This is a genomic window from Microbacterium sp. NPDC055521 (assembly GCF_053619695.1).
This window is the reverse complement of record NZ_JBSHJX010000003.1, coordinates 114524-130544: the sequence shown is the minus strand read 5'-3', so window position 1 is coordinate 130544 and position 16021 is coordinate 114524. Positions and strand designations below refer to the sequence as shown.

The following is a 16021-nucleotide window of genomic DNA, read 5'->3' as shown; positions in this document are numbered from 1 at the left end:
TGCGCTCTCGCGGGTCAGACGCGTTCGTCCTGCCGCGGGATGAAGATCTGGTTCAGGATGATGAGGATGGATGCCGTGGCCGGCACCGCCACCAGCGCACCGAGCAGCCCGAGCAGGGTGCCGCCGACCAGCGCGCCGAGCACGACCAGCAGGCCCGGCACCTCGAGGGTGCGGTTCATGACCTTCGGGGTGAGGACGTACGCCTCGATCTGGATGTAGATCAGGTAGACGACGCCGAAGATCAGGGCGTGCACGGGGTCGGCGAGCAGCGCGACGACCGTGCCGATGGCGAGGAACAGCAGCGGGCCGATCAGCGGGATGAGCGTCACGAGGAACGCGACGACGGCCATCAGCGGCGGGAACGGCAGCCCCAGCAGCAGGTAGAGCACGAGCGCCACCATCGAGTTCGCGAACGCCAGGATGACCATGCCCTGCACGTAGCCGCCGACCGACTCGGTGATCTGGTCGATGATGCTGCGGGCCTGGTGACGCTTGCGGGCTGGGGCGAGGCGCAGCATCGACCTGATGATGCCGGGCAGACCCACCACGAAGTACAGGGTGAGCACGAACACGATGACGAAGGCCGAGACGCCTTCCGCGATCGATGTGCCGACCTTCAGGGCGCCGCCGCCCAGTGCGGTGAGCGTCTTGCCGTCGGTGAGCAGGTTCTGTCCGTCGGCGAGCAGAGAGCCGATCTGGTCGCCGAACTGCTTCTCGAGCAGGAGGTAGAGATCGGTGTGCATGAAGTCGTCGATCACATCGGGTACGGATTTCACGAACGACGCGATCTGCTCTACGACGACGGGCACGATCATCACCAGCACGAGACCCACAGCGATCACCAGAGCGACGATGACGATGGCGACGCTCACGCCGCGGGAGAGCCCGCGCCGTTCGAGCAGCCGTACGGCGGGGTTCAGGCCGAGCGCAGCGAACAGGGCGATGGCGACGTAGATGAGCACCGTCGAAAGGCTGGTGAGCGCGAGCGCGACGAGGAATGCCGACAGACCGCCGAGGGTGAGCAGGAAGCCGAGCCGGAACGGACGGTCCATCCGTGTCCACATCGACCGACGTGGCGTGGGGGCGTCGGCCGGAGAGGGATGCTCTGCCGCCTCGGCGGCTTCGGCCGACGCGGCAGCGGCATCCGCCTCGTCGGCTGCGGCGCCGGCTTCGTCCGCTGCGGCATCGGCCTGGATGGCCGCGCCCATCTCGGCGGTCTCCGCGGCGGCCGCGGCGCGGGTGGCCCTGGCCGCCGCGCGGGAGTCGCCGCGGTCGGATGCCGCGGGCGACGTGGGGTCTTCGGTGCTCATGGCGATCACTCTATGGCCAGCGCCGAAGTGACCCTGCCTTCTCGGCTCGGGCTTGACTATCGTGAGAGAAGCGACCACCCCTTGGAGGATCCCATGTCTGACGAACGCGCACACGACGCATCCGAGCCCGCCGAGGGCGAGTACACCGACGCCGACCACGGCGACGGCACGACGACCGGCGGTCACGCCGCGCACGGAGGAGAGGCCGAGGGCGAGTACACCGACGGCGTCTATTCCGCCGACGGCCGCGAGCAGCATCTGCCGCGACACGGCGAGGGCGAGTACACCGACGCCGATCACTCGAGCGGTCCTGGTGGTCACACCGGCGCCGGTGCTCACGTCGACGAAGAAGAGGGCGAGTACACCGACGGACGCTACCCCGACGACGGCGACGCAGGGCACGCCGACCGTCGGCACAGCTGACGACGTGGGTGACGTTGACGCGCGCGCTGAACTGCTGCGCTTGCGCGCCAGCATCGACAACATCGACGCCGCGCTGATCTTCATGCTCGCCGAGCGCTTCCGGTGCACCCAGCAGGTCGGGCGTCTCAAGGCCGAGCACGACATGCCCGCCTCCGACCCCGGGCGGGAAGAGCAGCAGACCGCCCGCCTGCGCGCGCTGGCCGAAGAGGCGCACCTCGACCCGGAGTTCGCCGAGAAGTGGTTCAACTTCGTCGTCGCCGAAGTCATCCGCCACCACACCGAGGCCGCCGAGGGCCGCTGACCTTCTCGTCCCGAGCACGCCTCCCGGCGCTGCGCGGGAGTTCAGTGCGCCCCGAATCTATGTCAGAATATGATCGATATCTGGTTCTAAACGTCAGAAACAAGCATTCAGGAGTCGTCATGCACACCACCGCCGGCGCACACATGCGCTCAGAGCTCACCTCGCAACCCGAGACCTGGACCCGCGCGGCAGATATGCGCGACGAGCAGGCCCTGCTCCCGGCATCCGGCGCCCGCATCGCCGTCGTCGGCTGCGGCACCTCGTGGTTCATGGCACAGTCGTACGCCGCGCTGCGCGAGAGCGCCGGGCACGGCGAGACCGACGCGTTCACGGCATCCGAGTTCCCCTTCGGTCGCGGCTACGACGCGATCGTCGCCCTCACCCGCTCGGGCACGACCACCGAGGTGCTCGAGCTGACCGAGCGCGTCAAGGGCACCACGCCCGTGATCGCCGTCGTCGGCGACACCGCCTCCCCGCTCGTCGACCTCGCGGACCAGGTGATCGGACTCTCGTTCGCCGACGAGCAGTCGGTCGTGCAGACCCGCTTCGCGACCACGGCGCTGGCCCTGTTCCGCGCGTCGGTCGGCGAGAGCCTCGACGCCGCGATCGCCGACGCGCAGGCCGTGCTCGACGGCACCGACGACGTCGCGCTCGCCGAAGCCGAGCAGTACAGCTTCCTCGGCATGGGCTGGGCGATGGGTCTCGCCCACGAGGCGGCCCTGAAGATGCGCGAGTCGTCGCAGTCGTGGACCGAGTCGTACAGCTCGATGGAGTACCGCCACGGTCCGATCGCCATCGCCGCTCCGGGGCGGATCACGTGGCAGCTCGGCTCGGCGCCCGAGGGCCTGCAGTCCCAGGTCGAGGCGACCGGCGCGCGCTTCGTGCAGCACGCGATCGACCCGATGGCCGACCTCGTGCGTCTGCACCGCGTCGCCCTCGACCGCGCGGTCGCGAAGGGCCTCGACCCCGACCAGCCGCGCAACCTCACCCGCTCGGTGGTCCTCGAGGGCTGACCGCTCACGAGGGACGGATGACGGAAGGCGCGCATGTCCGAGCACAGTGAGAACCCCGAGGCGGTCAGCGACGAGCCCGGTGAACGGCTCGCCCGTGCCGCCTCGATCGGGGCCGGCGTGCCTGTGCTCGCGTTCGACGTGGGCGGCACCGACATCAAGTCGGCGCTGTTCGGCGCCGACGGCACCGCGCGCGGACTGCGCCGCACTCCGACTCCGTCCAGCGCCGACGGCTCTCCCGACGGGCTGATCGAGCGTCTCGCCGAACTCGCCGACGAGCTGCGTGCACAGCATCCGGATGTCGTGCCGCAGGCCGTCGGACTCGTCGTGCCCGGCATCGTCGACGCCGAGAACGGCATCGGTGTGTTCAGCAGCAACCTGGGCTGGCGCGATGCGCCCATGCGCGACCTGATGGCGGCCCGATTCGGGATGCCGGTGGCCTTCGACCACGATGTGCGGGCGGCCAGCTGGGCCGAGCACGTGCTCGGCGGCGCTCGCGACTACGCGAACGCGGTCGTGCTGATCATCGGCACCGGCATCGCCGGTGCGCTGCTCGTCGACGGGCGTCCGTACACCGCGGGTGGCTATGCCGGCGAGATCGGCCACGCACCGATCGGGGAGTGGCCGTGCCCGTGCGGGGCACGCGGATGCCTGGAAGCCATCGCGTCGGCCGGGGCCATCTCGCGCCGCTACACCGATGCGACGGGCGCGGTCGTCGACGGCGCTCGCGAGGTGATCGCCCGCGCCGCAGCCGGAGACGAGATCGCGGCGCGCATCTGGAACGAGGCGCTCGACGCGCTGACGATGTCGATCGCGCAGCTCACCGCCGTGATCGCCCCCGAGGCCGTCGTCATCGGCGGGGGGCTCTCGCACGCCGGCGGCGCGCTGTTCGACGAGCTGCGCGCGCGCCTCGCCGATCGGCTCAGCTTCCACCGCATCCCGGCCCTGGTTCCGGCCGAGCTGTCGGGCGACGCCGGCATCCTCGGGTCGGCGCTGCGCGCACGGCAGGTGGTACCGGCATGATCGTGACCGTCACACCGAATCCGGCCCTCGATCTCACCTGGCACGTCGCGTCGCTCTCCGTCGGCGACACGCACCGAGCGGATGCCGGGCAGGCCCGCGCCGGCGGCAAGGGCCTCAACGTCGCCCGCGTCGCGCACGCGCAGGGCGCGGAGATCCTCGCGGTCACGACCACGGGCGGCACGACCGGCGCGGAGTTCGCCGCAGAGCTCGCGTCGGCGGGGGTTCCGCACGTGCTCGTGCCGGTCGAGGCATCCACCCGCCGCAGCATCGCGCTCGTCGACGAGGCGCGCGGCGACACGACGATCGTCAACGAGCGGGGCGTCGCCCCGTCGGACGCCGAGTGGCAGACGCTGCGCGACGCCGTGGCCCGCGCCCTCGGCGTCGCCGGCGCGCCCGGCGCCGGTGTCGGGGCCTCCGGGGGCGTTGACACATGGGGGGCCGACACTCCAGATGTCGGCCGCATCCCGCGAAAGGGCCCGCCATCTGGCGTGTCGGCCCCCGATCCGGATGCCCTCGGCGACGCCGGTGCGCCCGGCCGCGCGGGGGTGCTGGTGATCTCGGGAAGTCTGCCGCCGGGCATCCCGGACGACGCTCTGCCCGACCTGATCCGGCTGGGCCTCGACGCGGGAGCGATCGTGATCGCCGACACGTCCGGCCCGGCGCTGCTCGCGGCGGCGGATGCCGGGGCATCCGTCCTCAAGCCCAACGAGCACGAGCTGCGTGACGCGACCGGCCTCGATGACCCCATCGACGGCGCCCGCGAGCTGATCCGGCGCGGCGCCCGGCTGGTGCTGCTCTCGCTCGGCGCCGACGGGATGCTGGCGGTCACGCCCTCGGCGTCCGGTGATGTCGACGTGCTGCATGCCCGGCTGGGGAAGACGCTCGCCGGCAACCCCACCGGGGCGGGGGATGCCGCGGTCGCCGCGTGCGCCGTGCTGATGGATGCCGGCATCCACGATTCCGCGCAGATCCTGCGGCGCGCGACCGCCTGGTCTGCCGCTGCCGTACTCATGCCGCTCGCCGGCGAGATCCACCCGTCGTGGCGCGATCTCGAGTCCGCGATGACCCTCGCGGCCCGGCCCGCCGAACCGACTCCCGCCGGCGAGACTTCCGTTCCGGCACGAGACGACCCTCCGCACGCGCCGTCTCATGCTGCAGAAGAAGTCTCGCCAGAGGCCCCCTCGGCATCCGATCCTGCACCCCACCTCAAGGAGACCCGATGACCCTCGCACCCGCACGCGAACTGATGCGGGCCGCCGCATCGGCCGGCACCGGGATCGGCGCGTTCAACGTCATCCACCTCGAGACGGCCGAGGCGCTGGTCTCAGCATCCGAGCGCGCGAACCTGCCGGTCATCCTGCAGATCTCGCAGAACTGCGCCGACTACCACGGCGGCCTCGAGCCGATCGGCTGGGCGACCCTGGCCGTCGCGCGGCGCGCGAGCACCCCGGTCGCCGTGCACCTCGATCACGCCGAGCGGCCCGAGCTCGTCGACGAGGCCATCGAGCTGGGCTTCGGGTCGGTGATGTTCGACGGCGGCAAGCTCGACTACGGGCAGAACGTCGAGATCACGGCCGATGTGGCCGCCCGCGCCCGTGCCCGAGGCGTCTACATCGAGGCGGAGCTGGGCGAGGTCGGCGGCAAGGACGGCGCCCACGCTCCGGGTGTGCGCACCGATCCCGACGAGGCGCGGGCGTTCGTCGAAGCCACCGGGGTCGACTCGCTCGCCGTCGCGGTCGGCTCGTCGCACGCGATGCTCGACCGCTCGGCCTCGCTCGACATCGACCTCATCGGCCGCCTCAAGAGCGCCCTCAGCGGCATCGGCCGCTCGGGAGGCGACATCCCGCTCGTGCTGCACGGCTCGTCGGGCGTCTCAGACGATGTGATCGTACAGGCGGTCCGCGCCGGGATGACGAAGATCAACGTGTCGACCCATCTGAACGGCTTCTTCACGCGCGCGATCCGCGAGACGCTCGCCGCCGACGAGAAGCTCGTCGACTCACGCAAGTACTTCTCTCCCGCCCGTGAGGCGGTCGCCGAGGAGGCGGCGCGGATGCTGCGCCTGTTCGCCCTCGAATCCGCCTGACGGTGGCCCGACTGACAGAATGGGCACGACATGAACCGCGCCGCCAGGCTCACCGCCATCCTCGATCTGCTCGCAGTCCAGGGTGAGGTGAGCGTCGACGACCTCGTCGCGCGCTTCGGCGCATCGGCCGCGACCACACGGCGCGACCTCGACAGCCTCGCCGAACGTCGGCTGCTGACCCGCACGCACGGCGGCGCCGTGGCTCAGTCGGTCGCCTACGAGCTGCCGATCCGGTTCCGCAGCCATCACGCCACCGGTGCGAAGGAGCAGATCGCGGCTGTGGCGGCATCGCTCGTCGAACCCGGGCAGGTCGTCGGACTCTCGGGTGGAACGACCACCAACGCGATCGCCACGGCACTCGCCGCGCGCGGCGACCTCGCCGAGCAGGGCATCACCGTCGTCACCAACGCCGTCAACATCGCCGCCCAGCTGGCCATGCGCCCCGAGTTCAAGGTCGTCGTCACCGGCGGGGTCATCCACCCCCGCAGCTTCGAGCTGGTCGGTCCGTTCGTCGAGCAGCTGCTCGGCGGCATCCGGCTCGACATCGCCTTCATCGGCGTGAATGCTCTCTCGGCCGACGCGGGCGCGAGCACGCACGACGAGGCCGAGGCTGCGGTGAACCGCATGATGGCGCAGCGCGCCGCCAGCGCCGTGATCGTCGCCGACGCCTCGAAGATCGGTCGCGCCGCGTTCGCCCACCTCGGCGGCCCCGACCTCTTCCCGCTCGTGATCACCGACCCCGCAGCGACCGACGCGCAGCGAGCCGCGCTGACGGATGCCGGGTTCGAGGTGCGCGCCGGCTGACCGACGCACGTGCGGTCGAAAGCACCCCCCGGGATCGGCGGTGTGACCGAACGCGGTAATGCGGTCTGATCAGCCCGGAGAAGAATCAGCCAGGGCGCGGCTCCGCTAATCATGCCTCTCTTCCCACCCCGTGGCAAGGCCCGCCCTCGCGAGACCGATCGGGCCTACGGTCGGGACACGCGAAAGGTGCGTCTGCTCTGTGCGCAGCGCCGAATCACGCGACGACGAGCGGGACGGAGGTGGCAGATGAGCATCACGACGACGCCCGAGGCACTCGTGCCGGCGGAGCAGGAAGCCGAGAAGAAGCGGCGATGGTTCCGCCGGGGGCCGAAGCCGGCGCGCGACCACTACAACAAGCGCGAGGCGATCGCCGGGTACCTGTTCATCACGCCGTGGATCATCGGGTTCCTCGTGTTCACCGCCGGCGCGATGATCTACAGCCTGTACATCTCGTTCAGCAACTACAACCTGGCCACCAACAGTGCGCGTCCGGTCGGCCTCGACAACTACGCCGAGCTCTTCGACGACCCGCGGGTGATGGTGTCTCTGGCCAACACGCTGTTCTACGTCGTGATGGCGGTGCCGCTCGAGATCGTCTTCGCGCTCGTGCTGGCCATGCTGCTCAACCGCGTCGGACGCGGTGCGGGCATCTTCCGCACCCTCTACTACCTGCCCAAGATGACGCCCGCCGTCGCTACAGCCGCGGTGTTCTTCCTGCTGCTCAACGGCAACAGCGGGGTGATCAACGAGTTCCTGCGCCTGTTCGGCATCGAGGGGCCGCAATGGCTGGTGGACCCCGCCTGGGTGAAGCCGAGCATCGTGATCATGACACTGTGGACGGTCGCGGGCACCATGGTGATCTTCCTCGCGGCGCTGAAGAACGTGCCGACTGAGCTGTACGAGGTGGCATCGCTCGACGGAGCGGGCAGCGTGCGCAAGTTCTTCTCGATCACCCTGCCGATGATCTCGGGCGCGATGTTCTTCAACGTCATCGTGCTGTCGATCGCCGCGTTCCAGATCTTCGACCAGGCGTATCTGCTGTTCTGGCGGGATCAGAGCAACTCGTCGCCCGAGGCGTCGCTGTTCTACGCGATCTACCTGTTCCAGCAGGCCTTCCGGCAGTTCAACTTCGGGTTCGCCGCGGCCATGGCCTGGCTGCTGTTCGTCATCATCATGGTCATCACCGTGATCCAGGTGAAGTTCGGCAACAGGTTCGTCTACTACGAGGGAGACCGCTGATGGCCACCTCACTGCAGCACACGCCCCGGCGTCAGGATCCCGAGCGCCGGGATGCGTCGACGGCCGTCGCCACCGTTCCGAAGCGCCCGAGATGGCGCCGCGCCCTCAGCCGGCCCCGCAGCCTCGCGGCGCGGATCGTGCTGACCATCATCCTCGTCGGGTTCGCCCTGCTGTTCCTGTATCCCTTCGCGTGGCTCGTGGCGGCGAGCTTCAAGCCCCGGGGCGAGGTGTTCGACAACGCGCTGATCCCGAAGACGTTCATGCCCGGGAACTACGTCGAGGTGTGGAACCAGCTGCCACTGATGAGCTGGCTGTGGAACAGCGTGGCGATCGCCGTGCTGGCGGCGACCGCCGTCGCGGTGTCGAGCTCGATCGTCGCGTTCGGTTTCGCCTACTTCAAATTCCCGGGGCGCGGACTGCTCTTCGGACTCGTGCTTGCGACCATGATGCTGCCCGGTGCGGTGACGATGATCCCGATCTACCTGATCTGGAAGGAGACCGGCCTGCTCGGCACGTGGGTGCCGCTGTGGGGCATGAACCTGTTCGGCTCGGCGTTCTACATCTTCCTGCAACGGCAGTTCTTCCTCGGACTGCCGCGTGAGCTGTTCGAGGCCGCGCGCCTGGACGGCGCGAGCTATTGGGGACTGTTCTGGCGCATCGCGATGCCGCTGTCGGTGCCGTCTTTCGTGATCGTCTTCCTGTTCGAGTTCCAGGCGAGCTGGAACAACCTGTACTCCGCCCTGATCTATCTGAACGCTGGATCGGTCGACGAGTTCACCGCTCCGCTGGGCATCGCCTACGCCATGACGAAGTACAGCCCCACGGCCGGCGGGCATGGCGATTACCAGTACGTCATGGTCGCCTCGCTCATCGTCACCGTGCCCATGCTCGTCCTGTTCGCCTTCGGTCAGCGGTACTTCATCGAGGGCGTCGCCACGCAGGGGCGCAAGGGCTGAACCCGGATGCCGGCGGGCAGGCATCCGGAACACACGACATCCACAACAGAACAGCGGCGGCTATTCGGGACCGCCGCTCGAACGAGAGGAAGAGAGATGCACAAGCGCATTCTGGGAATCGCGGCCATCGTCGCGGCATCCGCTGTCGTGCTGACCGGCTGCGGAGGCGGCAAGGACGCGTCCGACGTGGCGGAAGACGTCGACTGGGGCGCCCAGGCGACGGGCGACCTCAAGGCCTGGGGCTTCGAGAACGCCGACGATGTCGGCCAGTCGCGCCTCGACTACGCCGAGGGGCAGCTGAAGGATGTGAAGGTCGATCTCGACGCCACCGCGTTCGACGCGCAGAAGTTCACCACGCGGCTGGCGGGCGGCAACGTGCCCGACGTCGTGCAGATGGACCGTCGCTACGTCACCACCTACGCCGCTCAGGGGCTGATCCTGCCGCTCGACGAATGCCTGAAGGAACAGGACGTATCGCCGCGCGAGCACTGGTACCCGTTCGTCGTCGACGACGTCACCTACGACGACGAGATCTGGGCGGTGCCGCAGTTCTACCAGCCGCCGGCGATACTCGTGAACAAGAAGGTGCTCGACGAGGCGGGCGTCACGGCCGACCAGATCGACACCTCGAAGCCGGACGTGCTGCTCGACGCGATCGGCAAGATCTATCAGGAGAAGGGCGGCGTGCCCACCCGTCTCGGCTTCGACCCGCAGGCGACCGGGCAGAGCGGACTGTGGATCCTCGGAATGGGCGGACAGCTCAACGACGACGACGGCAAGCCCACCTTGGACGACCCGAAGAACGTCGCAGGTATCGAGATGCTCAAGAAGATCACGGATGCTCAGGGCGGCTTCGCCGCGGTGAAGAGCTTCACCGATTCGTTCGACACCTTCGGCGACAACAACCAGTTCGTCGCCGGCCAGGTCGGCGCACAGGTGAACGCGCAGTGGTATCCGAACGTGCTCTCGCCCTACATGGACGAGCTGCAGCTCGAGGCCGTGCCCTTCCGCGGAGCGGACGGTGAGCCGTTCTCGGTGGCATCCGGAACCGCGTTCGTCGTGCCGGTCGGTGCGAAGAATCCGGCGGCGGCGTGCGCGTGGATGGTCGATCTCACCTCCGATGATGCGTGGGCGGCGGCGGGGAAGGCTCGAGGCGAGACCCGCGAGAAGGACGGCGGTGTGAACACCGGACTGTTCACCGGCTCGCCGGCCGCGGACAAGGCGATCCGTGACGAGTGGGTGACCCCGAGCGGCAACGCCGGGTTCGATCAGGTGATCTCGACGTACTACGACGTGGTCGACTACGGGCAGTCCTTCGGGTCGTCACCCGCCGGGCAGGAGATCCAGAACGAGCTGAACAACGCGATCACCGCGGCGCTGCTCGGTGACAAGTCGCCTGAAGAGGCCCTGAAGGATGCTCAGAAGGCGGCGATGCGGGCATACGAGAACATCGAGCAGGACTGAGTCGTGCGGTCGGGTCGTGCGGGTCGTGCCGTCAGGTCACAGACCCCGCGACCCGGCCGCCTGGGCGAAGATCAGGCTGGTGCTGGTGGACGCCACTTCGGGCTTCAGGCTGATGGTGTCGGAGACGAGTTCGCGCAGCGCACTGGCATCCGGAACCGCGACGTGCACGAGGAAATCGCGGTCGCCCGCGAGGAAGTACACCTGCTGAGTCGCGGGCAGCTCTTCGAGATAGGTCTGGAAGCGGCGCAGGTCGCCGCGGGCGTGGGCGTGCAGGCGGATGGTGATCAGCGCCTCGAGATGCAGCCCCAGCGCAGCGGGCGAGATCTCGGCGTGGAAGCCGACGATCACCCCGTTCGCCTGCAGCGCGCGCACGCGTTTGAGACATGTCGACTCGGCGATTCCCGCGATCGCGGCCAGGTCGGTGTTCGAGATGCGGCCGTTGCGGCTCAGCTCTGACAGCAGGGTGCGGTCGATGGCATCCAGTCCGGAGTGGACGGATGCCGAAGATTCGGGACTCATGCGACCACTTTCTCGCCCTTGAATGAAGAATTTCTCCATTCCCGGATGATTCTACGCAGGATCTTCGGTTGCAGACCCGTGAAGCGGTGGGATCTGCATAATCGCAGGTAGTGGGCGTCGCTGTCGCGCGCCTGCGATCAGCTGTCTCAGGAGGACGCAATGACGCGCACGATCATCGTCGGTGCAGGAATGGTCGGTCTCGCCACGGCATGGCATCTGCAGGAGCGCGGTGTCGAGGTCACGGTCATCGACCGGGTAGGCGTGGCCGCCGGATCGTCGTGGGGCAATGCGGGCTGGCTGACTCCGGGCAAGACCATCCCGCTCGCCGACACCGGGCTGTGGACGTACGGGCCGAAGGCCCTGCTCGACCCTGATGCGGCTCTGCACGTGCCGTTCCGGGTCGACCCCGGGCTGTGGATGTTCCTCGGGCAGTTCGCCGCACATGGCACCAACCGCGCATGGGACCGGACGATGGCCGATCTCACCCCGATCGACCGGATCGCACTGGAGTGCTTCGACGAGCTTCTCGACGGCGGCGTCGAGTCGTGGACCCGCGAGGGCCCGTTCGTGATCGGCTTCAGGCAGGAGGCCGACTCGAAGGGCTTCCTGCACGAGATCGAGGGCGTCGTGCGGCACGGGCAGGACGTGCCGTTCGAGCGTCTCGAGAACCCGCGCGAGCTGGCGCCGGTGCTGTCGGATGCCGTGACGCACGCGTACCGACTCGACGGACAGCGCTTCTTCGAGCCGGCGCCCTTCGTCGAGGCGCTCGGTGCCGCGGTCGTTGAGCGGGGGGCCGAGCTGATCACCGGTTACGAGGTCACCGACGTCTCGTCGACCCGCCGCCCCGTGGTGACCATGTCGAACGGGCAGCGCCTCGAGGCCGATTCGGTCGTGATCGCGACCGGCGCCTGGATGCCCGCGCTGGCCCGCAAGCTCGGGGTGCGCACCCGCGTGCAGGCCGGCCGCGGCTACTCGTTCACGGTCGCTACGTCGATGCCGCAGGAGCACCCGGTGTACTTCCCGTTCCAGCGCATCGCGTGCACCCCGTATCAGGGGCGATTCCGCATCGCCGGCACCATGGAGTTCCGTCGCCCCGACGAGCCCTTCCAGCCGCGGCGGGTGCAGGCGATCATCGCGCAGGCGCGGGAGATGCTTCAGGGGATCGACTTCGACGACCGTGAGGACGAGTGGGTCGGCTCGCGCCCGGTCACCCCCGACGGGCTGCCGCTGGTGGGCGCGACGCAGGCCCCGAACGTGTACGTCGCCGGTGGGCACGGCATGTGGGGCATCGTGCTCGGCCCGGCGACCGGCAAGCTGCTCGCCGAGCAGATCACCACGGGCCGTATCGCCCCCGAGATCAAACCCTTCGACCCGCTGCGCTGACGGGCGGCGCCAGCCGCCCGGCATCCGGGGTCAGTTTGGTACGCCGACCCGGCCGAAACCGTACGTCCGCGGTCGGGGATGCATTCGTCTGGTCAGATGGGTACCCGAACGGCGAAATGCATCCCTGACACCCCGACTCCGCTTGTTCAGGCGCGTGAGACAGGCTGCTGCAGCTCGACGACCCAGGCGGATTCGTCGTCGAGCGGCCAGGACCGCACGTACAGCTCGCGGCACGGACCCGAGGGGGTGAAGCCACGGGCGAGCATCTCGGCGTGCAGTGCGTGCCACGTATCGGGGATGCCGGCCGTCGGCCCGAGGTGGATGCCGCACACCGCTCGCTCCTCGGCAGCGAGTTCGACGAGCTCGAGGCCCTCGACAGGGTCGCCGCGGTACGCGTAGCCGATGGTCAGCAGCATCCCGTCATCGGTCGGACGGTACTGGGCGATCGGCGTCTCGAGCATCCCCTCCGTCTCGGGAAGGCCGTCTTCGACCTCACCGAACATGGGTCCCACATGACGACTGACCTCGTCGGCGGGCACTGTCGCCGTGCGGGCGATGAGGCGGACGGCAGGCAGTGACTTCTCGATGAACTCGGCCGATGACATGCGCTTCTCTCTCTTGATGAGGTGGAGCCTGCGTTCCACATCGACGAGTCTTTCGGTGGCGATGCGGTGCTCGCGTTCCACGGCATCCCGATGGGAGCGCAGCATTCGCGCTATGCGATCCGCGCCGATCTCCTCGTCGAGGACAGCGCCGATCTGCTCCAGTCCGAACCCCAGCTGCCGCAGCGCAACGATCCGGTGCAGCCGGTCGAGCTGCGAGGGATCATACGAGCGGTAGCCGGTGAACTCGTCCACGTGGGCCGGCACGAGCAACCCGGCGGTGTCCCAGTGCCGCAGCATCCGATGGGTCACCTGGCCGATCTGCGCGAACGCTCCGATGGACAACATGCTCTGATTCGACCGCCTCACACCGTGTCAGGGTCAAGTCTCGCCGATGGATGCCGGAATCTCCGCACCCGCGGCCTCACCCGCGCAGGTCGCGGCGCGCCAGCGCGAGGGCGGATGCCGCGGCCAGCGCCACCGCGATTCCCCAGACCAGCACCAGGCCACCTGCGTCGACGCCGTCCCTCAAGGGGGGCTGGTGGTACACCCAGGCGTACGGAGAGAGGGCGTTCAGCCATTCGAAGTCCGTCGACTGCTTAGCCACCGCCTGGAACACGTATCCCAGCACGGCGACGGCTGCGGCGACACCCGTCGCCCATGAACGGCGGCCGGTGAGGGAGCCGGCGAACAGGCCGGCCATCCCGCTGAGAAAAGCCAGCCCGGTGAGGGCGAGCGCCGCCCCGACGATGTGCGGCGGATGGATGCCCAGCTCCGCAGGCTCGTTCAGTGCGAACACGATGGCCCCCGACAGCGCCCCCAGCCACAGCAGCCGCACGAGCACCGCCAGCGCCGCCTCGACCGCGTACTGCGCCCGCCCGATGCCGTGCGCGAGGTCGAGTTCGAGTCGGCCGGATTCTTCGGCGCCCGCGATAGCTGCCGAGCCCCACAGCACGGCGGCGATCGTCAGCAGCAGGAAGCCCATCAGCCCGTAGAAGGTGCTCTGCGCGTAGCCTGCTCCGGTGGCGATCTGGTCGTAGCCCAGCGTCTCGATCAGCTGCGACGGCAGAGCCTTGATGATGTCTTCCAGCTGCCCGCTCGCACCGAAGCTCGGGTACAGCGGCAGGTACAGGAACAGCACCGCCGCGATGCCGAGACTCCATCCGATCACGCCGCGCCACGACTCTCGGATGCTGCGCCGGAACACCGGCAGAACCGTGCTCATCGTGCAACTCCCTGGGCGGAGGCCGGGGGTGTCGGCGAAGAGGATGACGAGTAGAGGCGCAGCACGCTCTCTTCGAGGTCGGGCTCCTCGACGGTCAGGTCGTGCACGGTCGTCTGCGCGAGCGCCTTCACGAACGGGTCGATCGCACCCTCCACCGTCGCGGTGAGGTGCAGCACGTCGCCTTGCGCGGTGACCTCCAGTCCCTGCACGCCCGCGATGCCCGTGAAGCGACGGCGCAGGGCATCCGGATCGTGCCCGCCGACCGCGACCCGCACCCGCCTCACCGAGCCCAGGCGCAGCGACGCGACGTCGCCCTGCGCGACGATCCGGCCCGCGGCGAGCACGGCGACCTCGTCGGCGGTCTGCTGGATCTCGCTGAGCACGTGCGAGCTGAGCAGCACAGTCTGCCCGGCCTCGCGCGCCTCGCGCACCATCGTGAGGAACTCCCGCTGCATGAGCGGGTCGAGCCCGCTGGTCGGCTCATCGAGGATCAGCAGCTCGGGCCGGTGCATGAACGCCTGGACCAACCCGATCTTCTGCTTGTTGCCCTTCGACAGGCTGCGCACGGGGCGCGTCAGGTCGACGCCGAGGCGCTCGGCGAGTTGGGAGGTGTATCCGCGATCAACCGGGCCGGACACCTCGGAGTAGAACGACAGCATCCGCTGCCCCGTCACCCGCCCCTCGAGACGCAGCTCGCCCGGCACGTAGCCGATGCGGCGCCGCAGTCGGGCGCCGCCGTGACGCGGATCCTCGCCGAGCACGCGCACGTCACCCGATGTGGGACGGATGATGTCGACGAGGGTGCGCAGCGTCGTGGTCTTGCCGGCGCCGTTCGGCCCGATCAGGCCGTAGATCGTGCCCCGCCGCACGTGCAGGTCGAGGCCGTGCAGGGCGGTGTTGCGGCCGAAGCGCTTGTGCAGGTCGGCGATGTCGATGACCGAACTCATGATGCTCCTCCTTCGGTGGGATCCCCGGGTGTGGCCACGGGGTCGGACGCGGCGTCGGTCGCGGGAGTGCTGTCGGATGCCAATGCCTGACGCGCCCCGTCGAGAAAGGCCGTGCTCGAGTAGATGCCGTGCGTGAGCAGCTCCAGGGTGGGGAGGGTGCTGCGCATCATGCCGGCCGGGCTCAGCTGGTCCTGACCGAGCACGCGGCCGATCTGCGCGCGCATCACCACGGGCGCGAGGCCCATCATCGCCACGAGCAGCGTGGTCATCTCGGGGTCGCTCATCTCGACGAGCAGTCCCGCGTCGCGCTGCTCGTCGAGCACGCCGCGGGTGACGCGGATGATCTCATCGAAGAGGCGGTCGGCGGCCGGCGAGCTGTCGCCGAGCATGCGGCCGAGGTAGTCGATGTACGGCCCGTAGCGCTCGACGTCGTGCAGCGCGGCGCGGATGCGATCAGCAGTCGGCGCCTCGATCAGCTCGTGCCTGTCGTCGATGAACGCGGCCACGACATAGTCGTCGCATGCGGCGCGCAGCGCGTTCTTGTCACCGAAGTGGTGCACGATCAGGGCTGCGCTGACCCCCGCATCTCGTGCGATCGCGCGCATGCTCGCCGCGTCGAACCCGTCGCGGGCGAAGGCGCGGATCGCAGCCTCGCGAATCCGGGCTCGGGCGGTGAGATCCTCGGAGGCTGAACGCATGTTCAGTACTCTAAACATCTGTTCGGTCGGT

Annotated in this window: 17 protein-coding genes; 11 read left to right on the top strand and 6 right to left on the bottom strand. The window is 69.1% G+C overall.

Features of this window, described 5'->3' with window-relative positions; genetic code table 11:
* Window positions 1-14: 14 nt before the first annotated feature.
* Window positions 15-1310, bottom strand: coding sequence for an AI-2E family transporter (locus ACWGSM_RS04160; RefSeq protein ID WP_452321709.1), 1296 nt, complete (start codon window positions 1308-1310; stop codon window positions 15-17).
* A gap of 93 nt (window positions 1311-1403) precedes the next feature.
* Between ACWGSM_RS04160 and ACWGSM_RS04155 the strand changes: the two genes are divergently transcribed.
* The 10 genes from ACWGSM_RS04155 (at window position 1404) to ACWGSM_RS04110 (ending at window position 10616) form a co-directional block, all read left to right on the top strand.
* A complete protein-coding gene (locus ACWGSM_RS04155; protein ID WP_452321708.1) occupies window positions 1404-1733 on the top strand; it encodes a hypothetical protein in 330 nt (109 codons plus the stop codon).
* A gap of 4 nt (window positions 1734-1737) precedes the next feature.
* Complete coding sequence (locus ACWGSM_RS04150) at window positions 1738-2034, top strand: chorismate mutase (RefSeq protein WP_452321707.1); 297 nt, start codon at window positions 1738-1740, stop codon at window positions 2032-2034.
* Window positions 2035-2153: 119 nt separating this feature from the next.
* Window positions 2154-3047, top strand: a complete 894-nt coding sequence (locus ACWGSM_RS04145) for an SIS domain-containing protein (RefSeq protein ID WP_452321706.1) — start codon at window positions 2154-2156, stop codon at window positions 3045-3047.
* 33 nt (window positions 3048-3080) lie between these two features.
* A complete protein-coding gene (locus ACWGSM_RS04140) occupies window positions 3081-4067 on the top strand; it encodes an ROK family protein (RefSeq protein WP_452321705.1) in 987 nt (328 codons plus the stop codon).
* Between the two features lie 2 nt (window positions 4068-4069).
* The gene (locus ACWGSM_RS04135) at window positions 4070-5290 is read left to right on the top strand and encodes a 1-phosphofructokinase family hexose kinase (RefSeq protein WP_452321704.1); all 1221 of its coding nucleotides are present in this window, start codon (window positions 4070-4072) and stop codon (window positions 5288-5290) included.
* Complete coding sequence (locus tag ACWGSM_RS04130; protein ID WP_452321703.1) at window positions 5287-6153, top strand: class II fructose-bisphosphate aldolase; 867 nt, start codon at window positions 5287-5289, stop codon at window positions 6151-6153. The genes ACWGSM_RS04135 and ACWGSM_RS04130 overlap by 4 nt, the downstream gene beginning before the upstream one ends.
* Before the next feature lie 30 nt (window positions 6154-6183).
* On the top strand, window positions 6184-6957 hold the full coding sequence (locus tag ACWGSM_RS04125) for a DeoR/GlpR family DNA-binding transcription regulator (protein ID WP_452321702.1): 774 nt from the start codon (window positions 6184-6186) through the stop codon (window positions 6955-6957).
* A gap of 246 nt (window positions 6958-7203) precedes the next feature.
* A complete protein-coding gene (locus ACWGSM_RS04120; RefSeq protein WP_452321701.1) occupies window positions 7204-8196 on the top strand; it encodes a carbohydrate ABC transporter permease in 993 nt (330 codons plus the stop codon).
* A complete protein-coding gene (locus ACWGSM_RS04115) occupies window positions 8196-9152 on the top strand; it encodes a carbohydrate ABC transporter permease (protein ID WP_452321700.1) in 957 nt (318 codons plus the stop codon). Before ACWGSM_RS04120 ends, ACWGSM_RS04115 begins: the two co-directional genes overlap by 1 nt.
* Window positions 9153-9248: 96 nt before the next feature.
* On the top strand, window positions 9249-10616 hold the full coding sequence (locus tag ACWGSM_RS04110) for an extracellular solute-binding protein (RefSeq protein WP_452321699.1): 1368 nt from the start codon (window positions 9249-9251) through the stop codon (window positions 10614-10616).
* A gap of 36 nt (window positions 10617-10652) precedes the next feature.
* On the opposite strand, the gene ACWGSM_RS04105 is transcribed toward ACWGSM_RS04110, so the two are convergent.
* Entirely contained in the window at window positions 10653-11135 is a 483-nt protein-coding gene (locus tag ACWGSM_RS04105) for an Lrp/AsnC family transcriptional regulator (protein WP_452321698.1), read from the bottom strand.
* 159 nt (window positions 11136-11294) lie between these two features.
* Between ACWGSM_RS04105 and ACWGSM_RS04100 the strand changes: the two genes are divergently transcribed.
* On the top strand, window positions 11295-12518 hold the full coding sequence (locus ACWGSM_RS04100; RefSeq protein ID WP_452321697.1) for an NAD(P)/FAD-dependent oxidoreductase: 1224 nt from the start codon (window positions 11295-11297) through the stop codon (window positions 12516-12518).
* Window positions 12519-12664: 146 nt separating this feature from the next.
* Here the strand turns inward: ACWGSM_RS04100 and ACWGSM_RS04095 are convergent, their stop codons facing one another.
* The 4 genes from ACWGSM_RS04095 to ACWGSM_RS04080 all read right to left on the bottom strand — a co-directional run bounded on the left by ACWGSM_RS04095 (window position 12665) and on the right by ACWGSM_RS04080 (window position 15990).
* Window positions 12665-13468 carry a MerR family transcriptional regulator gene (locus tag ACWGSM_RS04095; protein ID WP_452321696.1) on the bottom strand — a complete coding sequence of 268 codons (804 nt, stop codon included), beginning with the start codon at window positions 13466-13468 and terminating at the stop codon, window positions 12665-12667.
* A gap of 76 nt (window positions 13469-13544) precedes the next feature.
* Window positions 13545-14345 carry an ABC transporter permease subunit gene (locus ACWGSM_RS04090; protein ID WP_452321695.1) on the bottom strand — a complete coding sequence of 267 codons (801 nt, stop codon included), beginning with the start codon at window positions 14343-14345 and terminating at the stop codon, window positions 13545-13547.
* Complete coding sequence (locus ACWGSM_RS04085; protein WP_452321694.1) at window positions 14342-15292, bottom strand: ABC transporter ATP-binding protein; 951 nt, start codon at window positions 15290-15292, stop codon at window positions 14342-14344. Before ACWGSM_RS04085 ends, ACWGSM_RS04090 begins: the two co-directional genes overlap by 4 nt.
* Entirely contained in the window at window positions 15289-15990 is a 702-nt protein-coding gene (locus ACWGSM_RS04080) for a TetR/AcrR family transcriptional regulator (protein ID WP_452321693.1), read from the bottom strand. The genes ACWGSM_RS04085 and ACWGSM_RS04080 overlap by 4 nt, the downstream gene beginning before the upstream one ends.
* Window positions 15991-16021: the final 31 nt, after the last annotated feature.